The sequence below is a fragment of the Streptomyces durocortorensis genome, from assembly GCF_016901035.1.
Lineage (GTDB): Bacteria > Actinomycetota > Actinomycetes > Streptomycetales > Streptomycetaceae > Streptomyces > Streptomyces durocortorensis.
Map to the genome: position 1 here is coordinate 86,024 of NZ_JAFEUF010000002.1, position 22,128 is coordinate 108,151.

The window sequence follows — 22,128 nt, forward strand, 5'->3', positions numbered from 1 at the left end:
CAGGTCCCCTTACTCCCGTACAGCGCTCCCTCGGGGTGAGCACTGTGCGGGAGTAGGCTTTTGGTATGGCCAGCGATGCACATACGTATACGGATACAGACACGGACGGCTTCGACGGCCTCGCGTTCGACGTCTTCTCCCGCGCGTGCCCCTCACGCTCGACGCTGGAACACGTCACCGGGCGCTGGGGCGGTCTGACGATCGGCGCACTGTACGAGGAGAGCCTCCGCTTCAACGAGCTGCGCCGCCGGGTCGACGGGGTCAGCGAGAAGATGCTCTCCCAGACCCTGCACGCCCTGGAGCGGGACGGGCTCGTCCTGCGGGAGGCTCAGCCGGTCAATCCGCCCCGGGTCGACTACGAGCTCACCCCGTTCGGCCGCGAGGTCGCGGAGAAGCTCCTCGGGCTCATCCACTGCGTCGAAGGGCGGATGGACGAGGTCCTGGCCTCCCGGGCGCGTTACGACGAGGCGCGCGGCGGGCGCTGACAGCGCGGGCAGTAGTAGCTGGAGCGGTTCATCCAGGCGCGGCGGCGCATCGGGGTGGAGCACCGGTTGCAGGGCTCGCCCTCCCGGCCGTACGCGTCGAGCGACCGGTCGAAGTAGCCGGACTCGCCGTTCACGTTGACGTACAGGCTGTCGAAGCTGGTGCCGCCCTGGGCGAGGGCCGCGTTCATGACGTCGCGGGCGTGGCCGAGCAGTTCGGCGGACTTGGGGCGGGTCAGGGTCGCGGTCGGCCGGTCGTAGTGCAGCTTGGCGCGCCAGAGCGCCTCGTCGGCGTAGATGTTGCCGACGCCGCTGATCAGCGACTGGTCCAGGAGCGCCCGCTTGACCGTCGTACGGCGCAGGCGCAGCGCGGTGTGGAACGCGGCCTCGTCGAAGAGCGGGTCGAGGGGATCCCGGGCGATGTGCGCGATGGTGTCCGGCAGGCCGTCGGGGGTGTTGTCGTGCAGCGAGAGCCCGCCGAAGGTCCGCTGGTCGACGAAGCGCAGCTCGGTGCCGAGCGCGTCGTCGAACCGCATCCGGATCCGCAGGTGCTTCTCGTCGGGCGCGTCCGCGGGCTGCACCAGCAGCTGTCCGCTCATGCCGAGGTGGCCCAGCAGCGAGGAGGCCGCCTCCTCGACCGGCACCCAGAGGTACTTGCCGCGGCGCATCGCCGTCCCGAAGCGGGCCCCGCGCAGCCGGGCGGCGAAGTCGACGCCGCCCGCGAGGTGCCGGCGGACCGAGCGCGGGTGCAGGACCTCGACCTCGGTGACGGTGCGGCCGCTGACCCAGCGCTCCAGGCCTCGGCGGACCACTTCGACCTCGGGCAGCTCGGGCACGGTGCACCACTCCAGACACATCGACGGTAGTACGGGGGCGGGGCGGGCGGAAACGCGAAGACCGCGGGAGCCGCAGTGACCGCGGGGCCGCCCTCCGGACAGGGAAAACCCCTCGGTGCTCATGGCACCGAGGGGTTCCGTTGTGCTTCAGGCCGGAGCGGCGTCCGTGTTCGGCGACGGGTCGGCAGGGGTGTCGGCGGCCCCTCCGTCGGCCGCGGACTTCTCCGCGGCCTGCCGTGCCTCTGCGGCGGCGCTGATCTCGCGCCAGGCGGACTCGGCCGCCTGCTGCTCCGCTTCCTTCTTGCTACGGCCGGTGCCGGTGCCGTACGAGACACCACCGACGCGAGCGGCAGCAGTGAAGGTCTTCTCGTGATCCGGGCCGGTCTCCGTGACGAGGTACTCGGGGACTCCGAGGCTCTCGCTCGCGGTGAGTTCCTGGAGACTGGTCTTCCAGTCCAGGCCGGCGCCGAGGTTCGAGGACCTGTCGATCAGCGGGTCGAAGAGCCGGTGGACCAGCTCCGAGGCCGCGCCGAGGCCCTGGTCGAGATAGACCGCGCCGATCACTGCTTCCAGTGTGTCGGCGAGGATGGAAGCCTTGTCCCGGCCGCCCGTGCCCTCTTCACCGCGGCCGAGCCGGATGAAGGAGCCGAGTTCGAGGCCGCGGCCCACTTCCGCAAGCGCACGCGAGTTGACCACCGCGGCCCGCAACTTGGCCAGCTGGCCTTCGGGCAGGTCGGGGTGGGTGCGGTACAGCGTGTCCGTGACCACCAGGCCGAGCACCGAATCCCCGAGGAATTCGAGCCGCTCGTTGGTGGGCAGGCCGCCGTTCTCGTATGCGTACGAGCGGTGGGTCAGCGCACGCACCAGAAGGGCGGACTCGAGGTGATACCCGAGCCGCCCTTCCAGAAGCGTGTGGGACGAGGCTGTGTTGACGTTGTCTGCCTGCTTCTTGGCGCTGGACAACTCAGACATCGGGCCTCTCACCAGCCGCTCAGACCTCGAGGACCTGGCGCTTGTTGTAGGTGCCGCAGCTCGGGCACGCAATGTGCTGGAGCTTGGGCTCCTGGCAACGCTCGCACGAAACCAGGGTGGGGACCGCAGCCTTCCACTGCGACCGGCGGTGGCGCGTGTTGCTGCGCGACATCTTCCGCTTCGGAACAGCCACGGCTACTTCTCCTGCTTCTCGTCGACGCCCGGTTCGGCGCCGCCCATGTTGTCCTTCTCGCCGTCCTGAACGGTCTCGGCGAGTCCTTGCAGTGCCGCCCAACGAATGTCGACGGCGTCGTGGTGGTGGCCCGGATTCTCGTCCAGCCTGATTCCGCATTCGGAACACAGACCGGCGCAGGTCTCCTTGCACACCGGCTGCATGGGCAGTGCGAGCACTACCGCGTCACGCAGCATTGACTCGAGGTCGAACAAGCCGTCCTCGAGAAAGAACCTGTCCTCGTCGTCCTCGGCGTCGTCGGCCGGTTCCGCAGCAGTGCTGCGACCCCGGTCATCGGCGTCAGGGTACGAGAACATCTCCTGGAAGTCCGCGTCGACCTCTACGGTCAGCGGCTCCAGACACCTTACGCACTCCCCCTCGGCGGTCGCACGGGCGGTGCCTGTGACAAGCACCCCTTCCATGACCGATTCGAGGCGGAGGTCCAGCTCCACGGGTGCGCCTTCCGGCACGCCGATGACGCCGTCGATGCCCAGGACCGGTGAACCGGGTGCTTCCACCGAGCGGGACAGCCGCTTCATGGCACCGGGACGCCGGCCCAGCTCGTGCGTATCGAACACGAGAGGGTTGCGGTGGTCGAGGTGGCCGTTCAGGGCTTTTCCTGCTTTCGAATCATGGGTGTCGCGCTGCGAAGGGAAGGTCGGTCGTCGGTGGCCCGGGGACCGACCGCCTTCGTTTCTGAGGCGAAACGGGCAGCCGGGATCGCGGACCTATGTGCGACCGAGGATTCAGGATACTGGACGGACCGCTCAGCACCCAATCGGGGCAACCCCGACCGGGGGTCAGCGGCCCTGCTCGTACCGGCGGAGCTGCTCCAGGTCGATCATGCTGGTGTCGAAGAGGCTGGTCTCCTCCAGCGCGCCGCCGCCCTGCTGGTCGGACGTCCGGCCCTGCCCCTGTGCGTGCCCCTGCTCGTGCTGCTGGGGCTGCTGGGGCTGCTGCTGCCAGCCGTAGTCGGGCTGGCCGGTGGGCTGGGGCGGGTAACCGTTCGGGTCGTAGCCCCCCTGCTGCTGGTACGCCGCGTACGGGTCGGGCTGCTGCTGATAGCCGTACGCGTCCTGGCCGCCCTGCTGGAGCGGCTGCTCCTGGTAGCCGTAGGCCGCCTGCGCGTAGCTCGGCTCGGCCTGCGGCTGCTGCGCCGGGTAGGCGGGCTGCGGGGGCTGCTGGGGCGCCTGTTGCGGCTGCGGGGTGGCGAGCTCGGCGAGACCGGCCAGATAGTCGGCGTCACTGGTGTGGCCCTGGCCGGCCGCGGCGTCCTGGGCGGCGATGTGCGCGCCGAGGTCATCGGTGGCGACCCGGCCGTGCAGCTTCTGCCGGCCGCGGCCGACCGCCTCCAGGGTCTTGGCGAGGACGGCCTCGAAGGCGCCGAACTTGGCGTCCACGTAGGCGTCGGCCCGCTGCTTCAGCGTCTCCGGGTCGGCGCTGCGCTCGGGAGCTTCGGTGAAGTCGGGGTCCTCGTAGCCCTGCTCGTCCAGGCCCTGGCCCCGGCCGAGGAGCTTCTCGCGGCCCCGGTCCACGGAGCCGATGGTCTTGGTGAGGACGACCTCGAAGTTGGCGAGCTTGCTGTCGACGTAGTCGTCGGCCTCGGCCCGGACCTCCTCGGCCTCGCGGCGGGCCTCGGACAGGATCCGGTCGGCCTCGGCCTGCGACTGGCGGGCGATCTCGGTGTCGGAGATCAGCGAGGCGCGCTGGGCGTGGGCGGACTCGACGATCCGCTCGGCCTCCTGGCGGGCCTGCTCGGCGAACTGCTCGTGGCCGCCGATCAGCTCCTGGGCCTGGGCGAGGGAGCCGGGCAGGGCCTGGCGCACCTCTTCGAGCATGGCGAGCAGCTCGGCGCGGTTGACCACGCACGAGGCCGACATGGGCATGGATCGGGCGCTCCCGACCGCTTCGACGATCTCGTCGAGCTTCTTCTGCACGTCCACCGTGTGCTCGCCACTCTCTGCTGCTCTGTTGAAGCTGCTGCTCCGTTGGAGACGGACGGGACGACTGTAAGGCCAGTCGGCCGCCGCCCGACACCTGGTGACGGCCCGTCAGTGCCTCAGCGTTCGCCGAGCCGCTTCACGAGCGCCTCGTGGACGGCCGGCGGCAGCAGGTGGGAGACGTCGCCTCCCCAGGTCGCCACCTCCTTGACCAGCGAGGACGACAGGAAGCTGTACGTCGGGTTGGTCGGCACGAAGAGCGTCTCGACGCCGGAGAGGCCGTTGTTCATCTGGGCCATCTGCAGCTCGTAGTCGAAGTCGCTGACGGCCCGCAGGCCCTTCACGATCGCCGGGATCTCCCGCTGCTTGCAGAAGTCGACCAGCAGGCCGTGGAAGGACTCCACCTCGACGTTGCCGAAGTCGGCGGTGACCTCGCGGATCAGCTCGATCCGCTCGTCGACGGTGAACAGCCCCTTCTTGGACTGGTTGATCATCACCGCCACGTGCACCACGTCGTACAGCTTCGAGGCTCGTCCGATGATGTCGAGATGTCCGTTGGTGATGGGGTCGAACGACCCCGGACAGACGGCGCGGCGCACTGTGATTCCCTCGCTCTCCGGTCCGGTCATCGTGCGTCTTCGCACGTAGCGGCGGCGCGACCGTACCAAAGCGTTCCCTCGCCGTAGCGACGGGACCGCAGTGGCTCGAATCCGGCGGGCCAGCCGAATTCTCCGCCCCGGGTGCTGCGTTCCACGGTGACGAGCGCTTCGGCGGTGAGCCACCCCTGGGCACGGAGTGTGAGCAGGATCTCGCGAAGATCGTCATCGGTGACGACGTACGGCGGGTCCAGGAAGACGATGTCGTACGGGTCGGCGGGCGCCGGGCCCGTCACGATCTGTTCGGCTTTGCCGGTACGGACCTCGGCGCCCGGGAGGCCGAGGGTGCGGACGTTGTCGCGGACGGTGCGGACCGCCTTCGGGTCGGCCTCCACGAGCAGGGCGTGGACCGCGCCCCGGGAGAGCGCTTCGAGGCCGACAGCCCCGGATCCGGCATACAGATCGGCGACGCGGCTGCCTTCGAGGGTGCCGAGCAACGCCTGCCAGGTGGAGAAGAGGCCCTCGCGCGCACGGTCGGAGGTGGGGCGGGTGCCGGTGCCGGGCGGGACGGCCAGGCGGCGTCCGCCGGCCGAGCCGGCGATCACGCGGGTCATGGGTGTCGGGTCCTCGGGGTCGGGGGCGTGCGGAGGGGCTCGCGTACGGGCGCGTGCCGTGCGTCCACGATATGGCGTACGGCCCGCACCGGCAGGACGGCCCGGGGCTCGTGCACCGGCAGGACGCCCCCGTGTGCTCACCCCTTGTCGAGATACTCCTCCCGGTCCTTGTCCAGCAGGGCGGCCAGCACGGTGCGCAGCTCCGGCAGGTGCTCCAGCTCCGGGTCGGCGGCGACGATCGCGACGGCCTCCTCGCGGGCGGCGGCGATGACCTCCTCGTCGTCGATGACGGTGAGCATCCGCAGCGAGGAGCGCACCCCGGACTGGGCCTGGCCCAGCACGTCGCCCTCGCGGCGCTGCTCCAGGTCGATCCGGGAGAGCTCGAAGCCGTCGAGGGTGGCGGCGACGGCGGAGAGCCGGGCGCGGGCGGGGCTCGCCTCGTGGGCCTCGCTGACCAGCAGGCAGAGCCCGGGGGCCGAGCCACGGCCGACGCGGCCGCGCAGCTGGTGCAGCTGGGAGACGCCGAAGCGGTCGGCGTCCATGATCACCATGGCGGTGGCGTTGGGGACGTTGACCCCGACCTCGATGACGGTGGTGGCGACCAGGACGTCGACGTCCCCGGCGGCGAACCGGCGCATGACGTCGTCCTTCTCGTCGGGGTGCATCCGTCCGTGCAGCACCTCGACGCTCAGCCCGGCGAGTGCGCCCTTGCGCAGCTCGTCGGCGATCTCCAGGACGGCGAGCGGCGGCCGCTTCTCGGGGTCCTCCTCGGCGGCCTTCTTCTTGGCCTTGCCCTGCTTCCCCTCCTCCTCCGCGTCGTCGCCGATGCGGGGGCAGACCACGTACGCCTGGTGGCCGTTCTCGACCTCCTCGCGGACGCGTTCCCAGGCGCGGGCGAGGAAGTGGGGCTTGTCCTTGGCGGGGACGACATGGCTGGCGATCGGGGAGCGGCCGGCCGGGAGCTGGTCCAGGACGGAGGTCTCCAGGTCGCCGAAGACCGTCATCGCGACCGTACGAGGGATGGGGGTGGCGGTCATGACGAGGAGGTGGGGCGGCTGCTTCCCCTTGGACCGGAGGGCGTCGCGCTGTTCCACGCCGAAGCGGTGCTGCTCGTCCACGACGACCAGGCCCAGGTCGTGGAACTGGACCTTGTCCTCGATGAGGGCGTGGGTGCCGATGACGATCCCGGCCTCGCCGGTGACCAGGTCGAGCAGGGCCTGTCGGCGGGCGGCCGTGCCCATGGAACCGGTGAGCAGGACGACCTTGGTGCCCCGGTCCGAGCCGCCGAGCATGCCGCCCTCGGCCAGCTCGCCCATCATCTCGGTGATCGAGCGGTGGTGCTGCTGGGCGAGCACCTCGGTGGGAGCAAGCATCGCGGCCTGGCCGCCAGCGTCGACCACGGTGAGCATGGCGCGCAGGGCCACCATCGTCTTTCCGCTGCCCACCTCGCCCTGGAGGAGCCGGTGCATCGGGTGCTCGGTGGCGAGGTCGTCGAAGATCTCCTTGCTGACCTTCTCCTGGCCCTCGGTGAGGGTGAAGGGCAGCTTGGCGTCGAACGCGTCCAGCAGGCCGTCCGCGACGGGGCGGCGGGCGACGGCGGGGAGCTGGGTGTCGGCGTAGCGACGGCGGGCCAGGGCGACCTGGAGGACGAACGCCTCGTCCCACTTGAGCCGGGCCTTCGCGTCCTCGATGTCCGCCTTCGTCTGCGGCCGGTGCACCTTGAGCAGGGCCTCGGGCAGCGGGGTGAAGCCGCGCCCCTCGCGCAGGGCGGCGGGCAGCGGGTCCACCACGTCCTGGGCGCTGGGCAGCACGGCGTCCACGGCCTTCGCGATCCGCCAGGAGTCGAGCTGCTTGCAGGCCGGGTAGATCGGCAGCAGCCGTCCGGCGAAGGCGTCCACGGCCTCGGTGGCCTCGTCGGCGTCGGAGGCGTCGAGCAGCTGGTACGTGGGGTGGGCCAGCTGCATCTTGCGGTTGAAGACGGAGACCTTGCCCGCGAACATCGCCTGGCGGCCCGGCAGCAGCTCCTTGTGCGGCTTGTGGACGCCGTGGCCGAAGAAGACCAGCTGGAGGCGGCCGCTGCCATCGGTGAGGGTGACCTCCAGGCGTTTGCCCCGGCCGTTGTTGAACATCAGGATCCGGGCGTCGGCGACCTGGGCGACGACCGTGACGTGCTCGTCCAGCGGGAGGTCGGCCAGCGCGGTCAGCTTGCCGCGCTCCTCGTACCGCCGCGGGTAGTGGTGCAGCAGATCACCGACCGTGTGCAGGTCGAGGTGTTCGGCCATCACCTTCGCGGTGGCTCCGCCGAGCAGCTTCTTGAGAGGTTCATCGAACGAGGACACGCGATCCATTGCACACCACGGCACTGACAGCTGTCCGCCGGGCACGCACGGCCCGGCGATACCACTCGCCGCTACTCGACGCCGATCAGCAGCGGTGCGCGCTGGTGGCCGCCCCGGTAGACCACCGTGTCCACGGCGAGATGCCCCTCCCGTACGTGCTCCTCCAGCGCGTCGGCCAGCGAGTCGGGCACGTCCTCACCGAGGACGAGGGTGACCAGTTCGCCGCCCGCCGCCAGCATCCGGTCGAGCACGGTGCGGGCGGTGTGCGGGACGTCGGCGCCGATCACGGCCACGTCGCCGTCGATCAGTCCGAGGATGTCCCCGGCCTGGCAGATGCCCGCCATGGTCCACGACTGGCGTTCCGCGACGGCCAGTTCGGCGTAGCGGGTGGCCCCGGCGGCGGCGGTCATGGCGACCACGTCCTCGTCGAAGCCCCGGTCCGGCTCGTGGACGGCGAGCGCGGCGATGCCCTGGACGGCGGCGCGGGTGGGGACGAGCGCGACCCGGACCCCCTCGGTCCTTGCCTGTTCGGCGGCGGCGGCCGCGGTGTGGCGCAGGGCCGCGTCGTTGGGCAGCAGGACCACCTCGCGGGCGTGGGCGCGGCGGATGGCGTCGACCAGTTCGCCACTGGCGGGCGGTTCGCCGGGGCGGGCGATGACGGTGGTGGCGCCGGCCTCGGTGCAGAGCCCCGCGAGTCCGTCGCCGGGGACCACGACGACGACGGCGCGCTGGGCGGGTTCGGCCTGGACGCGGACGTCGTGGCCGCTCTCGGTGGCGAAGTGGGTGATCCGGATCCGGTACGGCCGCCCGGCCTCGACGCCCGCCTCCACGGCGGCCCCGGCGTCGTCGACATGGACGTGGACGTGCCAGAGCCCGTCGCCGCCCACCACGACCAGGGAGTCGCCCAGCGCGTCGAGCCGGGTGCGCAGCCGGGCCACCTGCTCGTCCCCGGCCTCCAGGAGGTAGATCACCTCGAACGCGGGCCCCGTATCGCCGTCCTCGGGGCAGTCGAGCGGGCCCTCCACGGGAAGGCCCCCCGCCGCGAAGCCCCCCTCCGTCACGCCCTCCACCGGGGTGCCGCCCACCGGCAGCCCCACCACGGACCCCCCGTCCACGGTCACGGGGGCCTTCGCGGCGTTCCCGGAAGCGGTACGGGGTCCTCGTACCGGAGCCTGCCCGGTCACGGTCTCGACCAGCGCGCCCAGGACCGCGACCAGCCCCCGGCCCCCCGCGTCGACCACGCCGGCCCGGCCGAGGACGGCGAGCTGTTCCGGGGTCCGGGCGAGGGCGGCGAGCGCCCCCTCGTAGGCGGCGCCCACCACCGCGCGCAACTCCCGCTCATCGCCCTGCGCGGCCTCGGCGGCCGCTGCGGCGACGGTGAGCACGGTGCCCTCGACGGGGTGGGCGACGGCCTGGCGGGCGGCGTCGGCGGCGCTGGTGAGGGCGAGGCGCAGATGGGCCGCGTCGCCGGCGTCGGCCAGCACCCCGGCCATACCGCGCAGCAGCTGGGCCAGGATCGTGCCGGAGTTCCCGCGGGCGCCGATCAGGGCGCCGTGCGCCATGGCGCGTACGGCGTCGGCGGTGGCGGGTGTGCTCGTGCCGGTCTCATGGGCGGCGAAGACCGCTTCGACGGCGGCCGCGGCGGACTCGACGGTCAGGTAGAGGTTGGTGCCGGTGTCGCCGTCCGCGATGGGGTAGACGTTGATCGCGTCGATCTCCGCGCGTTCCCGGCCCAGGGCCTCCAGGGCCAGTGAGCACCATGTGCGTACCGCGACGGCGTCCAGGTCGTCGGGGAGCTGCGGCACCGATGGTCCTCCTTGAAGCGGCCGTGGCAACGGGCTGCACCGCAGGTTAGCCCGCTCGGCGGAGCCCCGGCCCGGACAGGGGGGCGGGAGGACGGAGGGCTGACCCGTGGTAGTTTCGTATCTCCGAAGCAGGCGTTGTATGCTGCTCCGGTTGCCCGATGAGAGTCGGGCCATTCCTCCGGTACCGCCACTTCAGTCAAATGATTCCGGCGCGCCGGAATTCACTGTAAGTGCATCTGAAGTCTTTGGAGTGACCCGTGGCTGCCAACTGCGACGTTTGCGGCAAGGGGCCGAGCTTCGGCAACAACATTTCGCACTCGCACCGCCGTACGTCCCGTCGCTGGAATCCCAACATCCAGCGCGTGCGTGCCGTGGTCGGTCGGACGCCGAAGCGGCTCAACGTCTGCACCTCGTGCATCAAGGCCGGCAAGGTCGCGCGCTGACGTCCCCGTCGTAGCGCAGCCTTCCGGTTGCCCAAAAAAGCCGGTCCACCTCGGTGGACCGGCTTTTTGCTGTGCCCGGCGGCCGGGCGGGCCGGCCGGTCAGACGGACGGGCGGGCCAGCCAGCCGTGGTCGACCGGGCCGATGCCGCCGCCGAGCGGGAAGCCTGCCTCGATCGCGCCGGTGACGTAGGTCTTCGCGCCCCGTACCGCCGTGGGCACGTCCTGACCGAGCGCGAGCCCGGAGGCGATGGCGGACGCCAGGGTGCAGCCGGTGCCGTGGGTGTGGCGGTTGTCGTGCCGGGGGGCGCGCAGCCAGTGTTCCGCGCTCCCGTCGGTGAGCAGGTCCACCGCCTCGCCGGGCAGGTGGCCGCCCTTGATCACGACCCAGCGCGGTCCGAAGCCGAGGACCTCCTCGGCGGCCCGGCGCATTCCGCTCTCGTCGGTGACCCGGACGCCGGTGAGCTGGGCCACTTCGTCGAGGTTCGGGGTGGCGACCGTGGCGACGGGCAGCAGCTTCGTCCGTACGGAGTCGAGGGCCTCGGCGGCGAGCAGCGGGTCGCCGTGCTTGGAGACGCCGACCGGGTCGACGACGACGGGGACGTCGGTGGCGGCGAGGAGTTCGGCGACGGTCTCCACGAGGACGGCGGAGGCGAGCATTCCGGTCTTCACGGCCTGGACGCCGATGTCGTCGACGACGCTGCGGTACTGGGCGCGTACGGCGTCCACCGGAAGCTCCCACGCGCCCTGGACGCCGAGGGAGTTCTGTGCGGTGACGGCGGTGAGCACGCTCATGCCGTGCACACCGAGAGCGAGCATGGTCTTCAGATCGGCCTGGATCCCCGCACCGCCGCCGGAGTCGGATCCGGCGACGGTGAGCACACGGGGCAAGGCAGCGGTACGTATGGGCATACGCAGCAATCTAATGCTCAGGCGCGCGGCGGAGTGTCCTCGATGGCGCCGAAGTGGTCCCAGCCGCCCCTGCTGGTCCAGGGCGCGCCGTCGACGGTGACCTGGGGCAGCGCGGAGGGGTTGAGGACCTCGCCGATCACCTTCCAGCGGGCGGGCAGTTTCACGTCGGGCGGGAAGGTCGCCACGATCGCGTGGTCCTCTCCCCCGGTCAGCACCCACTGGAGCGGGTCGACGCCGACGGCCTGGCCGATGTCGGACATCTGCGAGGGGATGTCGATGAGCCCGGAGCGCAGGTCGATACGGCACTTGCTGGCCTCCGCGATGTGGCCGAGGTCCGCGACGAGGCCGTCGCTGACGTCGGTCATCGCGGTGGCGCCGAGCCCGGCGGCCGCGGGGCCCGCGTGGTACGGCGGTTCGGGGCGGCGGTGCGCCTCGACGAAGGCGCGGGGCGAGCGGAAACCGCGGGAGAGCACGGCGTAACCGGCCGCCGACCAGCCGAGCCAGCCGGTGACCGCGACGACGTCGCCGGGGCGGGCGCCGGCGCGGGTGACCGGTTCGTGGTTGCGCAGGTCGCCGAGTGCGGTGATGGCCACGGTGATCGTGTCGCCGCCGACCACATCACCGCCGACCACGGCCGCGCCCGCCACCTGGCATTCGTCGCGGAGCCCGTCCATCAGCTCGGCGGCCCAGGTGACGGGGAGGTCGGCGGGGACGACGAGGCCGAGGAGCAGCGCGGTGGGCACGGCGCCCATCGCCGCGATGTCGGCGAGGTTCTGGGCGGCGGCCTTGCGGCCGACGTCGTACGCCGTCGACCAGTCGCGGCGGAAGTGCCGCCCTTCCAGCAGGATGTCCGTACTGGCCACGACCCTGCGGTCGGGGGCGGCCACGACCGCGGCGTCGTCGCCGGGCCCCAGCCGTACCGCCGGAGTGGTGGTGAGCCGGGACGTGAGCTCTCTGATGAGCCCGAACTCCCCCAACTCGCCCACGGTTCCCTTCACCGAGTCTCACCTCTCCTTTATCGCCCCGGACACCCGTCCGGGCCCCCGGTCGCGAGCCGTCTGTGCTGTCGGTACCGTCAAGAGATACGTCAACTTCTGCGCCCTGTACGCCACGCTGTCGACGTCATCCGGCCCGTAGGTCTCCCCGCGGCCCGCGGCAACGCGATAACGTGGCGTCCCTTTCCCCCACATGATCCTCGTGGCCGCCCTGGAGGTTCCGTGGTACAGGCGTACATCCTCATCCAGACCGAGGTGGGCAAGGCGTCGATCGTCGCCGACACCATCTCCAAGATTCCGGGAGTGATCCAGGCAGAGGACGTCACCGGTCCGTACGACGTGATCGTGCGGGCCCAGGCAGACACGGTCGACGAGCTCGGCCGCATGGTGGTCGCCAAAGTGCAGCAGGTGGACGGCATCACACGGACCCTGACCTGTCCGGTCGTCCACCTCTGACCCCCGTTTAGGCTGGGCCGGTGACGTCATCCGCCCGCCGTTCTCCCCGCTCGATATTCCTCGGTCTGTCCGCTGCCGTGCTCGTCCTGGCCGCGGCGGGCTGTTCCCTCAGCGACGCGCAGCCCTCGATCACGGTTCCCACACCGTCGGCGGAGGCCGCCGCGTACTGCGAGGCCCTGCACGAGGAACTGCCGAAGACCGTCCTCGAACTGGAACGCAGCGACCCCTCCCCGGATTCGGAGCTGACCGCCGGCTGGGGGGACGGGGCGATCGTACTGCGCTGCGGGGTTCCCCGGCCCGCGAAGATGGACGACCCTCAGTCGGAGGGCGTCGAGGCGGACGGGGTGCAGTGGATGCTGGAGGAGCGCGATGGCTCCGGTCCGCGGTTCACCACCACGTACCGCAAGGCGTACGTCGAGGTCACGCTGGATTCGACGTACGCCCACGACATCACGCCGCTGGCCTCGTTCGCCGGCCCCGTCTCGAAGACGGTCCCCGGAAAATTCTGAGTGCCGCTCGCGGCTTCGTCAGCGCAGTCCGGTGGAACGGGTCAACGCGGCCTGGATCAGCCGGTCGACCAGCTCCGGGTAGCTCACACCGCTCTCCTGCCACATGCGCGGGTACATGGAGATCGGGGTGAAGCCCGGCAGGGTGTTGATCTCGTTGATGACGAAGGTGCCGTCCTCGGTGAGGAAGAAGTCGGCGCGCACCAGGCCCTCGCAGGAGACGGCGTCGAAGGCGGCGACAGCGAGCCGCTGCACCTCTGCGGTCTCCTCCTCGGTGAGCGGTGCGGGAACCAGACCCGTGGCCGAGTCGATGTACTTCGCCTCGAAGTCGTAGAAGTCGTGCGCGGTGACCGGCGGGATCTCGGCGGGCACGCTGGCGCGCGGGCCGTCCTCGAACTCCAGCACCCCGCACTCGATCTCCCGGCCGCGCAGCAGCGACTCGACGAGGAACTTCGGGTCGTGGCGGCGGGCCTCCTCGATCGCCTCGTCGAGGCCCTCGACGCCGTCGACCTTGGTGATGCCCATCGAGGAGCCGCCCCGGGCGGGCTTGATGAACAGCGGCCAGCCGTGCTCGCCGGCGAAGTCCACGATCCGCTTGCGGGCGGCGGCGGGGTTGCTGTCCCACTCCCGGGGGCGGACGACCTCGTACGGTCCGACGGGCAGGCCGAAGGAGAGGAAGACGCGCTTCATGTACTCCTTGTCCTGGCCGACGGCGGAGGCGAGGACGCCCGCGCCGACGTAGGGCACACCGGAGAGTTCGAGGAGCCCCTGGAGGGTGCCGTCCTCGCCGTACGGGCCGTGCAGCACGGGGAAGACGACGTCGACCTCGCCCAGCGCCTTGGGCACCGAACCGGGCTCGGTGTAGACGACCTCGCGGCTGCCCGGGTCCACGGAGAGCACGACGCTGCCCTCGGCGGACTCGGCGAGCCGGTCCACGTCGGGGACCTTGCGGTCGGCGATGGCCATGCGTTCGGGCTCGTCGGCGGTGAGCGCCCAGCGGCCGTCCGTCGTGATGCCGATCGGCAGGACGTCGTACTTCGTCCGGTCGATGGCCTTCATGACGGCGCCGGCCGTGACGACCGAGATGCCGTGTTCGGAGCTGCGGCCGCCGAACACGACAGCCACACGGGGCTTGCGGCGCTGCGCCTGCGGGCTGTCGGCGCGCTCAGGGCTCTGGGGGAGGTTCTCGCTGCTCATATCGCGATGAGCGTACCTGCTGGTAAGAGAGACGTCAGCGTCGCTCGGCCTTGGCGCTGCGCGACATCAGCTCCTTGACGGCGACGACCGGGGACTTGCCCTCGTGGACGATCGAGACGACGGTCTCGGTGATGGGCATGTCGACCCCGTGCCTGCGTGCCAGGTCGAGGACCGATTCGCAGGACTTGACGCCCTCGGCGGTCTGCTTGGTGACGGCGATCGTCTCCTGGAGCGTCATGCCGCGGCCGAGGTTGGTGCCGAAGGTGTGGTTGCGCGAGAGCGGCGAGGAGCAGGTGGCCACCAGGTCGCCCAGGCCCGCGAGTCCGGAGAACGTCAGCGGGTCCGCGCCCATGGCCAGGCCCAGTCGGGTGGTCTCGGCGAGGCCGCGGGTGATGAGGGAGCCCTTGGTGTTGTCGCCGAGACCCATGCCGTCCGCGATGCCGACGGCGAGGCCGATGACGTTCTTCACCGCGCCGCCGAGCTCGCAGCCGACCACGTCGGTGTTGGTGTACGGGCGGAAGTACGGGGTGTGGCAGGCGGCCTGGAGGCGCTGGGCGACGGACTCGTCGGCGCAGGCGACGACGGCGGCGGCGGGGCGGCGCTCGGCGATCTCCTTGGCCAGGTTGGGCCCCGAGACGACGGCGATGCGGTCGGCGGAGACCTTGGTGACGTCGGCGATCACCTCGCTCATCAGCTCGGCGGTGCCCAGTTCGACGCCCTTCATCAGGGAGACCAGGACGGTGTGCGGCTCCAGGTGCGGGGCCCAGTCGGCGAGGTTGGCGCGCAGCGTCTGGGAGGGCACGACCAGGAAGGCGAACTCCGCCCCGCGCAGGGCCTCGGCGGCGTCGGTGGTGGCGTGGATGGAGTCGGGGAGCGCGATGCCCGGGAGGTAGTCCGGGTTGGTGCGGGTGGTGTTGATGGTCTCGGCGACCTCGGCGCGGCGGCCCCAGAGGGTGACCTCACAGCCGGCGTCGGCGAGGATCACGGCGAACGCCGTACCCCATGAGCCGGTTCCGAAGACGGCTGCTTTTACGGGGTGCGTCACGTAGATCCCTTTCCCTGGGCCCTGCGCCGTTGCTCAGCACGGGCTTTGCGGTGGTCGTAGAGCTCTGCGGGGGCCTTCTCCCCGCGCAGGTCCTCCAGCTCGCGGGTGATCGCGGCCATGATGACCTCGGTCGCCTGGCGCAGCACGTCGGGCGTCGGCTCGACATCGTAGAAGCGGCTGAGGTCGACGGGCGGACCGGCCTGCACCGCCAGCGTCTTGCGGGGGAACAGCCGCAGCTTGTTGTCCTTGGCGTACGGCGGCATCGCAAGGTTGGCGCCCCACTGGGCGACCGGGATGACCGGGGCCCGGGTCATCAGGGCGACCCGGGCGGCCCCGGTCTTCCCGGCCATCGGCCACATGTCGGGATCCCGGGTGAGAGTGCCCTCGGGGTAGAAGGCGACGCACTCACCGCGCTCGATGGCGTCGACGGCGGCGCGGAACGCGTCCAGGGCGTCGGTCGTCTCACGGTAGACGGGGATCTGGCCGGTGCCTCGCAGCATCATCCCGACGAAGGGGGTGCGGAAGAGACCGGCCTTCGCCAGGAGGCGCGGCACGCGTCCGGTGTTGTACTGGAAGTGCGCGTAGGAGAGCGGGTCCAGATAGGAGTTGTGGTTGACGGCGGTGATGAAACCGCCGTCGGCCGGAATGTGTTCCGTCCCCCGCCAGTCGCGCTTGAACAGAACCACCAATGGCGGCTTGGCGATGACCGCCGCCAGGCGGTACCAAAAGCCGATTCTGCGGCGGGACACTTGGATACCTTCCTTAAGGATTTCAACCTGCTGCCTGGTTACTGACGGTCAAGTCTCGCCCCAGACCCCTGCGCTGTCGAGAACACCGTACGCCTCACGGTCGGTAGCGGGCCTCCGGGTTGTCGTACCGGCAGGCGAGAATAAGTCCTGACGCGTACGGAGGGGGAGATCGCCACGAACACCGATCCGGCCGGGCCCTGGTCCCTGGTCGTTCCGCTGAAGCCGCTCGCCCGGGCCAAGAGCCGCCTGGGGCCGGCGGCGGGTGAGGAGGCGCGGCCCCGGCTGGCCCTGGCCTTCGCCCAGGACACGGTGGCCGCGGCGCTGGCCTGTCCCCGGGTGCGGGATGTGGTGGTCGTCACGGACGACGTCGTGGCCGCGGCGGCTCTTTCCGCGCTCGGCGCGCGGATCGTGCCGGACGCTCCGGGGGCCGGGCTCAACGCGGCGCTGGCACACGGGGCGCGCTCCGTGCGGGCCCTGCGGCCCGCCGCCGCGGTCGCCGCGCTCAACGCGGATCTGCCGGCACTGCGACCCGGCGAATTGGCGCGGGTGCTCGATTTTGCCTCCGCTTTTCCCAGCGCATTTCTCCGGGACGCGGCGGGAATCGGAACGACATTTCTCACCGCTGCGGGGGGTGCGGAATTCCGTCCGGTTTTCGGTGGTCCGTCCGGGGCCCGGCACCTGGCGTCGGGTGCGGTGGAAATAGCGCTGCCCGGTGTCGACTCGGTGCGCCGGGACGTGGATACGGGCGAGGACCTGCGGGTCGCCCTGGCCCTGGGGGTGGGGCCGCACACGGCGCGGATCGCGGCCGTGTGCGCCCCGGTCCGTGACCGATAGGCTGCCGCCCATGCAGGCGACCTCGTACACGTACGACCCCGAGACCCGTGGCGGCAGTGTGCTGCTGGACGACGGCACCCCGGTGGAGTTCGACGCCGCGGCCTTCGACGCGGGCGGCCTGCTGCTGCTGCGTCCGGGGCAGCGGGTGCGGATCGAGGGCGAGGGCGAGGGGGCGGCTCTGCGGATCACGCTGGTGACGCTGCAGACGTTCTAGAAGTGGTTCGCTAGGGCCTGTCCGACCATTCCCGTCGTCGCCCGCAGGGGGGCCGCGCGGCGTCTGGTGCGTGCGATCGGCGTGCTGGCCCCAGGCCCTCGTACTGGACGTACTTGGGCCTGGGGCCAGTGCGGCGAGAGTGCGTGCACGGCGTCGTGAGGCAGACGGGAATGGTCGGACAGGCCCTAGGCCGAACGGGGCCCGGCGCGTTGTGAGGGGCGAGCGGGTCGCCCGGTCTCACTTCTTGCGTGCGGTGGCCTTCTTGGCCGTGGTCTTGCGCGCCGTGGTCTTCTTCGCGGGCGCCTTCTTCGCCGTGGTCTTCTTGGCGGGCGCGGTCTTGCTGGCGACCGTCTTCTTGGCGGTCGTGGCCGTCTTCTTGGCCGGGGTCGCCTTCTTCGCGGCCGCGGACGCCTTCTTCGCCGTCGCGGTCGTCTTCTTGGCGGTGGCCTTCTTGGCGGCGGCGGTCTTCGCCGGGGTCGCCTTCTTGGCGGTGGTCTTCTTCGCGGTGGCCTTCTTGGCGGCCGACTTCTTGGCGGCGGCGGCCTTCACCGTCGTACGGGCGGCGGAAGATCCGCCCGAGAGGCTGCCCTTGGGGGCCTTCTTGACGGCCACGTCGTTCTTGGGGAGCTTCTTGGAGCCGCTCACCAGGTCCTTGAACCCCTGGCCCGCGCGGAAGCGGGGCACCGAGGTCTTCTTGACCCGGACGCGCTCACCCGTCTGCGGGTTGCGGGCGTACCGGGCGGGGCGGTCGACCTTCTCGAACGAACCGAAGCCGGTGACCGAGACACGGTCCCCGGCGACAACGGCACGGACGATCGCGTCGAGTACCGCGTCGACAGCGTCTGCGGCCTGCTGGCGGCCGCCGACCTTGTCGGCAATCGCTTCTACGAGCTGCGCCTTGTTCACGTCTTCCCCTTCGGAGACATTGCCAGAACGAAAGTGTTCAAGCTTTTTCGCACGTTAGGCAGATATATACCGCAAATCAAACACGAAACGGGCTAATCACCCTAGTGCCGCAACGAAGTCGACCGATGCGCAGTTCCACGTGTCAGTCACCTTCGGGGAATCGGCCCTCATCGAGGTCCTTCATCAACCGGTCCAGACGCCTTGCCGCGTCCGGGAGATCGTGCTTCGCCGCGGCCGTGACGACCAGCAGCTTCCGGGTCAGCGCCATCCGTACGCTCTCCGGGACTTGCAGTGCACGCACCTTCGCGTGCGCTTCCTTCAATCGGTCGGCGACTTGGCCATAGAGCTTGAGTTGGCTGTCGCGTTCCATGCACCGATTGTGCCATCTGGGGCGAGTTGTCGCCCGACGGGGTCTCAACAAGCGACTGCGCCCCCAGCCGGGAGGCAGGGGGCGCAGTCCTGGAAAAGCGCTGCTCAGGCGGCAATGGTACGCGGCTTGAAGGCGGGCCTGGACGCCTCGTACGCGGCGATGTCCGCTTCGTTCTGAAGGGTGAGGCTGATGTCGTCGAGGCCGTTGAGCAACCGCCAGCGGGCGTTCTCGTCGAGCTCGAAGTCGGCCGTGATGCCCTCGGCGCGGACCTGGCGGGCCTCCAGATCGACGGTCACCTCGGCGGTCGGGTCGGCCTCCGTCAGCTCCCAGAGGGCGTCGACCACCTTCTGCTCCAGAACCACCGTGAGCAGGCCGTTCTTCAGCGAGTTGCCGCGGAAGATGTCGGCGAAGCGGGAGGAGACGACGGCCTTGAAGCCGAAGTTCTGCAGGGCCCAGACCGCGTGTTCGCGGGAGGAGCCCGTACCGAAGTCGGGACCGGCGACCAGGACCGAGGCGCCCTGGCGCTCGGGGCGGTTGAGGACGAAGTTCTCGTCCTTGCGCCAGGCTTCGAAGAGCCCGTCCTCGAACCCGTCGCGGGTGACCTTCTTCAGCCAGTGCGCGGGGATGATCTGGTCGGTGTCGACGTTGCTGCGGCGCAGCGGAACGGCTCGGCCGGTGTGCGTGGTGAAGGCTTCCATGGCTATCGGACTCCGGCGGGGGTACGGGCGTCGGACAGGTCGGCGGGCGAGGCCAGATGGCCCAGCACCGCGGTGGCGGCGGCGACCTGGGGCGAGACCAGGTGGGTGCGGCCGCCCTTGCCCTGCCTGCCCTCGAAGTTGCGGTTCGAGGTGGAGGCGGAGCGCTCGCCGGGGGCCAGCTGGTCGGGGTTCATACCGAGGCACATCGAGCAACCCGCGTGCCGCCATTCGGCGCCGGCCTCGGTGAAGACCTTGTCCAGGCCCTCGGAGACGGCCTGGAGCGCGACCCGGACGGAGCCGGGGACGACCAGCATCCGTACGCCGTCGGCGACTTTGCGGCCGTCCAGGATCGAGGCCGCGTTGCGCAGGTCCTCGATGCGGCCGTTGGTGCACGAACCTACGAAGACGGTGTCGACGCTGATGTCGCGCAGCGCCTGCCCGGCGGTCAACCCCATGTACTCCAGGGCCTTTTCGGCGGCGTGGCGCTCCGAGGCGTCCTCGTACGAAGCGGGGTCGGGGACGTTGGCCGACAGGGGCGCGCCCTGACCGGGGTTGGTGCCCCAGGTGACGAACGGCGCCAGTTCGGCGGCGTCGATGACGACCTCGGCGTCGAACACGGCGTCGTCGTCGGAGCGCAGGGTGTTCCAGTACGCGACGGCGGCGTCCCAGTCCTCGCCCTCGGGGGCGTGGTCGCGGCCCTTGAGGTAGTCGAAGGTGGTGGCGTCCGGGGCGATCATGCCCGCGCGGGCGCCGGCCTCGATCGACATGTTGCAGATGGTCATCCGGGCCTCCATCGAGAGCTTCTCGATGGCGGAGCCGCGGTATTCGAGGATGTAGCCCTGGCCGCCGCCGGTGCCGATCCGGGCGATGATCGCCAGGATCAGGTCCTTCGCGGTGACCTCGTCGGGCAGTTCGCCCTCGACCGTGATGGCCATGGTCTTCGGGCGGGCCAGCGGCAGCGTCTGGGTGGCCAGGACGTGCTCCACCTGGCTGGTGCCGATGCCGAACGCCAGCGCGCCGAACGCGCCGTGCGTGGAGGTGTGGGAGTCGCCGCAGACCACGGTGGTGCCCGGCTGGGTCAGCCCCAGCTGCGGTCCCACCACGTGGACGACGCCCTGCTCGACGTCGCCGAGCGGGTGCAGCCGGACGCCGAAGTCCGCGCAGTTCTTGCGCAGGGTCTCCAGCTGGGCGCGCGAGACGGGGTCCGCGATCGGCTTGTCGATGTCGAGGGTCGGGGTGTTGTGGTCCTCGGTGGCGATGGTGAGGTCGAGGCGCCGCACCGGGCGTCCGGCCTGCCGCAGTCCGTCGAAGGCCTGCGGGCTGGTCACCTCGTGCAGCAGGTGCAGATCGATGAAGAGAAGGTCGGGCTCGCCCTCAGCGCGCCGGACGACATGGTCGTCCCAGACCTTCTCCGCGAGTGTCCTACCCATCGCTTTCCCTCCGGCCGGCGTCTTCGCCGGCCCAACTAGAGATCGGTGCGCCTCCGTCCGGACCCCCGTGCGGGGCGGTGGCTACGAGCCGTTGTGCGGCCGCCCCTACAGGTTCGCAACTTCCGCCGGAAATTGAACTTGCGTTTCACAGAGTGAGACGGGAGTATCGTCGTATGGACAACTCTAGCGGCGTCGGCGTTCTCGACAAGGCAGCTCTGGTATTGAGCGCCCTGGAGTCCGGTCCGGCCACCCTCGCCGGGCTGGTCGCGGCGACCGGGCTCGCACGGCCCACGGCCCACCGACTGGCCGTGGCACTGGAACACCACCGGATGGTGGCGAGGGATATGCAGGGCCGGTTCATTCTCGGCCCCCGGCTGTCGGAACTGGCAGCCGCGGCGGGCGAGGACCGCCTGCTGGCCACGGCCGGACCGGTGCTCACCCACCTGCGCGACATCACCGGCGAGAGCGCGCAGCTCTACCGCCGGCAGGGCGACATGCGCATCTGCGTGGCAGCGGCGGAACGGCTGTCCGGACTCCGGGACACGGTGCCGGTCGGCTCGACCCTCACGATGAAGGCGGGTTCCTCCGCGCAGATCCTGATGGCCTGGGAGGAGCCGGAGCGCCTGCACCGGGGCCTCCAGGGCGCCCGGTTCACGGCGACGGCGCTCTCCGGCGTACGGCGGCGGGGCTGGGCCCAGTCGATCGGCGAGCGGGAGCCGGGCGTCGCCTCGGTCTCGGCTCCGGTGCGCGGCCCGTCGAACCGGGTGGTCGCCGCGGTCTCGATCTCCGGGCCCATCGAACGGCTGACCCGCCACCCGGGCCGGATGCACGCCCAGGCGGTCATCGACTCGGCCGCACGGCTGAGCGAGGCCCTGCGCCGCTCGGGCTGACGGATCGCCCCAACCCCTTTGCCCCTCTGTTCCGGAAGGCCGCCCCAGCGCCGTGGCGGCCCTTTTTCTTCTCCGCCCCCACTCGAACTGCCGTGGGGCGTAGGGGTGTTGCCTGCTCCGAGGCAACGAAGAAGGCCCTTCACCGAGGTGAAGGGCCTTTCCGTACTGCTCTGTTGTACCCCCGACCGGATTCGAACCGGCGCTACTGCCGTGAGAGGGCAGCGTGCTAGGCCGCTACACAACGGGGGCGTGGTTACTGCTGACTTGCGCTGGGCTACCAGGACTCGAACCTAGAATGACGGTACCAGAAACCGTAGTGTTGCCAATTACACCATAGCCCATGGTGTGACAAGTACCCCCGACCGGATTCGAACCGGCGCTACTGCCGTGAGAGGGCAGCGTGCTAGGCCGCTACACAACGGGGGCCCTAGCGATCCTGCATCGAGAGCGATGGGTGCGACCCATGATGTTCTCGCGGGAAGGATCTGTACCCCCGACCGGATTCGAACCGGCGCTACTGCCGTGAGAGGGCAGCGTGCTAGGCCGCTACACAACGGGGGCTTGTCCTGCTGGTCTTGCTCGTACTGCTGGATCTTGCGCTGGGCTACCAGGACTCGAACCTAGAATGACGGTACCAGAAACCGTAGTGTTGCCAATTACACCATAGCCC

Annotated in this window: 25 protein-coding genes and 5 tRNA genes; 7 read left to right on the forward strand and 23 right to left on the reverse strand. The window is 70.6% G+C overall.

Going from position 1 to position 22,128, the window contains the following annotated elements:
- Positions 1–65 precede the first annotated feature (65 nt).
- A complete protein-coding gene (locus JS521_RS00985) occupies positions 66–485 on the forward strand; it encodes a winged helix-turn-helix transcriptional regulator (protein ID WP_205080803.1) in 420 nt (139 codons plus the stop codon).
- Here the strand turns inward: JS521_RS00985 and mutM are convergent.
- The 9 genes from mutM to JS521_RS01030 all read right to left on the reverse strand — a co-directional run bounded on the left by mutM (position 458) and on the right by JS521_RS01030 (position 9,816).
- Positions 458–1,318 carry a bifunctional DNA-formamidopyrimidine glycosylase/DNA-(apurinic or apyrimidinic site) lyase gene (gene mutM / locus JS521_RS00990; protein ID WP_205080804.1) on the reverse strand — a complete coding sequence of 287 codons (861 nt, stop codon included), beginning with the start codon at positions 1,316–1,318 and terminating at the stop codon, positions 458–460. The genes JS521_RS00985 and mutM overlap by 28 nt on opposite strands.
- Positions 1,319–1,465: 147 nt before the next feature.
- Positions 1,466–2,290: a ribonuclease III gene (gene rnc / locus JS521_RS00995; protein WP_030085026.1), complete on the reverse strand. Its 825-nt coding sequence runs from the start codon at positions 2,288–2,290 to the stop codon at positions 1,466–1,468.
- Positions 2,291–2,309: 19 nt separating this feature from the next.
- Positions 2,310–2,483 carry a 50S ribosomal protein L32 gene (rpmF, locus tag JS521_RS01000; RefSeq protein WP_003965982.1) on the reverse strand — a complete coding sequence of 58 codons (174 nt, stop codon included), beginning with the start codon at positions 2,481–2,483 and terminating at the stop codon, positions 2,310–2,312.
- A gap of 2 nt (positions 2,484–2,485) precedes the next feature.
- Entirely contained in the window at positions 2,486–3,100 is a 615-nt protein-coding gene (locus tag JS521_RS01005; protein WP_205080805.1) for a YceD family protein, read from the reverse strand.
- A 222-nt stretch (positions 3,101–3,322) separates the two neighbouring features.
- A complete protein-coding gene (locus JS521_RS01010; protein WP_205080806.1) occupies positions 3,323–4,465 on the reverse strand; it encodes a F0F1 ATP synthase subunit B in 1,143 nt (380 codons plus the stop codon).
- A gap of 116 nt (positions 4,466–4,581) precedes the next feature.
- Complete coding sequence (gene coaD / locus JS521_RS01015) at positions 4,582–5,061, reverse strand: pantetheine-phosphate adenylyltransferase (protein ID WP_032787127.1); 480 nt, start codon at positions 5,059–5,061, stop codon at positions 4,582–4,584.
- 26 nt (positions 5,062–5,087) lie between these two features.
- Positions 5,088–5,672 (reverse strand): 16S rRNA (guanine(966)-N(2))-methyltransferase RsmD, encoded by a 585-nt coding sequence (gene rsmD, locus JS521_RS01020; protein ID WP_205080807.1) that lies wholly within the window; start codon positions 5,670–5,672, stop codon positions 5,088–5,090.
- Positions 5,673–5,809: 137 nt separating this feature from the next.
- Positions 5,810–8,020 (reverse strand): ATP-dependent DNA helicase RecG, encoded by a 2,211-nt coding sequence (gene recG, locus JS521_RS01025; RefSeq protein ID WP_205080808.1) that lies wholly within the window; start codon positions 8,018–8,020, stop codon positions 5,810–5,812.
- A gap of 62 nt (positions 8,021–8,082) precedes the next feature.
- Entirely contained in the window at positions 8,083–9,816 is a 1,734-nt protein-coding gene (locus JS521_RS01030) for a DAK2 domain-containing protein (protein WP_205080809.1), read from the reverse strand.
- Positions 9,817–10,073: 257 nt separating this feature from the next.
- Between JS521_RS01030 and rpmB the strand changes: the two genes are divergently transcribed.
- On the forward strand, positions 10,074–10,259 hold the full coding sequence (rpmB, locus tag JS521_RS01035) for a 50S ribosomal protein L28 (protein WP_026171429.1): 186 nt from the start codon (positions 10,074–10,076) through the stop codon (positions 10,257–10,259).
- Between the two features lie 99 nt (positions 10,260–10,358).
- On the opposite strand, the gene thiD is transcribed toward rpmB, so the two are convergent.
- Complete coding sequence (gene thiD / locus JS521_RS01040; RefSeq protein WP_205080810.1) at positions 10,359–11,168, reverse strand: bifunctional hydroxymethylpyrimidine kinase/phosphomethylpyrimidine kinase; 810 nt, start codon at positions 11,166–11,168, stop codon at positions 10,359–10,361.
- Between the two features lie 17 nt (positions 11,169–11,185).
- On the reverse strand, positions 11,186–12,166 hold the full coding sequence (locus JS521_RS01045; RefSeq protein WP_205080811.1) for a thiamine-phosphate kinase: 981 nt from the start codon (positions 12,164–12,166) through the stop codon (positions 11,186–11,188).
- A 219-nt stretch (positions 12,167–12,385) separates the two neighbouring features.
- Between JS521_RS01045 and JS521_RS01050 the strand changes: the two genes are divergently transcribed.
- The gene (locus JS521_RS01050; protein ID WP_003965992.1) at positions 12,386–12,619 is read left to right on the forward strand and encodes an Lrp/AsnC ligand binding domain-containing protein; all 234 of its coding nucleotides are present in this window, start codon (positions 12,386–12,388) and stop codon (positions 12,617–12,619) included.
- A gap of 20 nt (positions 12,620–12,639) precedes the next feature.
- Positions 12,640–13,128, forward strand: coding sequence for a DUF3515 domain-containing protein (locus JS521_RS01055; protein WP_205080812.1), 489 nt, complete (start codon positions 12,640–12,642; stop codon positions 13,126–13,128).
- A gap of 18 nt (positions 13,129–13,146) precedes the next feature.
- Here JS521_RS01055 and JS521_RS01060 read toward each other — a convergent pair whose 3' ends face one another.
- Genes JS521_RS01060 through JS521_RS01070 form a run of 3 tightly spaced genes read right to left on the reverse strand, consistent with a single transcriptional unit; the run spans position 13,147 to position 16,116 of the window.
- The gene (locus JS521_RS01060) at positions 13,147–14,322 is read right to left on the reverse strand and encodes a D-alanine--D-alanine ligase family protein (protein ID WP_205080813.1); all 1,176 of its coding nucleotides are present in this window, start codon (positions 14,320–14,322) and stop codon (positions 13,147–13,149) included.
- Between the two features lie 34 nt (positions 14,323–14,356).
- Complete coding sequence (locus JS521_RS01065) at positions 14,357–15,367, reverse strand: NAD(P)H-dependent glycerol-3-phosphate dehydrogenase (protein ID WP_205080814.1); 1,011 nt, start codon at positions 15,365–15,367, stop codon at positions 14,357–14,359.
- Positions 15,364–16,116 carry a lysophospholipid acyltransferase family protein gene (locus JS521_RS01070; RefSeq protein WP_205080815.1) on the reverse strand — a complete coding sequence of 251 codons (753 nt, stop codon included), beginning with the start codon at positions 16,114–16,116 and terminating at the stop codon, positions 15,364–15,366. Before JS521_RS01070 ends, JS521_RS01065 begins: the two co-directional genes overlap by 4 nt.
- Positions 16,117–16,263: 147 nt before the next feature.
- Between JS521_RS01070 and cofC the strand changes: the two genes are divergently transcribed.
- Both cofC and JS521_RS01080 read left to right on the forward strand, forming a co-directional pair.
- Complete coding sequence (gene cofC, locus JS521_RS01075; protein WP_205080832.1) at positions 16,264–16,950, forward strand: 2-phospho-L-lactate guanylyltransferase; 687 nt, start codon at positions 16,264–16,266, stop codon at positions 16,948–16,950.
- 10 nt (positions 16,951–16,960) lie between these two features.
- Complete coding sequence (locus JS521_RS01080; protein ID WP_010062008.1) at positions 16,961–17,164, forward strand: hypothetical protein; 204 nt, start codon at positions 16,961–16,963, stop codon at positions 17,162–17,164.
- 237 nt (positions 17,165–17,401) lie between these two features.
- On the opposite strand, the gene JS521_RS01085 is transcribed toward JS521_RS01080, so the two are convergent.
- From JS521_RS01085 to leuC, 4 genes are all read right to left on the reverse strand, one after another.
- Positions 17,402–18,070, reverse strand: coding sequence for an HU family DNA-binding protein (locus tag JS521_RS01085; RefSeq protein WP_205080816.1), 669 nt, complete (start codon positions 18,068–18,070; stop codon positions 17,402–17,404).
- A 142-nt stretch (positions 18,071–18,212) separates the two neighbouring features.
- Positions 18,213–18,440, reverse strand: a complete 228-nt coding sequence (locus tag JS521_RS01090; protein WP_032790676.1) for an SCO5555 family protein — start codon at positions 18,438–18,440, stop codon at positions 18,213–18,215.
- Between the two features lie 104 nt (positions 18,441–18,544).
- Positions 18,545–19,138, reverse strand: a complete 594-nt coding sequence (gene leuD, locus JS521_RS01095) for a 3-isopropylmalate dehydratase small subunit (protein WP_205080817.1) — start codon at positions 19,136–19,138, stop codon at positions 18,545–18,547.
- 2 nt (positions 19,139–19,140) lie between these two features.
- Entirely contained in the window at positions 19,141–20,568 is a 1,428-nt protein-coding gene (gene leuC / locus JS521_RS01100; protein WP_205080818.1) for a 3-isopropylmalate dehydratase large subunit, read from the reverse strand.
- Positions 20,569–20,741: 173 nt separating this feature from the next.
- On the opposite strand from leuC, the gene ndgR reads away from it, so the two are divergent.
- On the forward strand, positions 20,742–21,458 hold the full coding sequence (gene ndgR, locus JS521_RS01105) for an IclR family transcriptional regulator NdgR (RefSeq protein ID WP_010062013.1): 717 nt from the start codon (positions 20,742–20,744) through the stop codon (positions 21,456–21,458).
- A 176-nt stretch (positions 21,459–21,634) separates the two neighbouring features.
- Here the strand turns inward: ndgR and JS521_RS01110 are convergent.
- The 5 genes from JS521_RS01110 to JS521_RS01130 all read right to left on the reverse strand — a co-directional run bounded on the left by JS521_RS01110 (position 21,635) and on the right by JS521_RS01130 (position 22,128).
- Positions 21,635–21,707: transfer RNA gene (locus JS521_RS01110), tRNA-Glu, on the reverse strand.
- A gap of 20 nt (positions 21,708–21,727) precedes the next feature.
- Positions 21,728–21,799: transfer RNA gene (locus JS521_RS01115), tRNA-Gln, on the reverse strand.
- Positions 21,800–21,811: 12 nt separating this feature from the next.
- A tRNA-Glu gene (locus JS521_RS01120) sits at positions 21,812–21,884 on the reverse strand.
- A 62-nt stretch (positions 21,885–21,946) separates the two neighbouring features.
- Positions 21,947–22,019 (reverse strand) — tRNA-Glu (locus JS521_RS01125).
- A gap of 38 nt (positions 22,020–22,057) precedes the next feature.
- Positions 22,058–22,128: transfer RNA gene (locus JS521_RS01130), tRNA-Gln, on the reverse strand.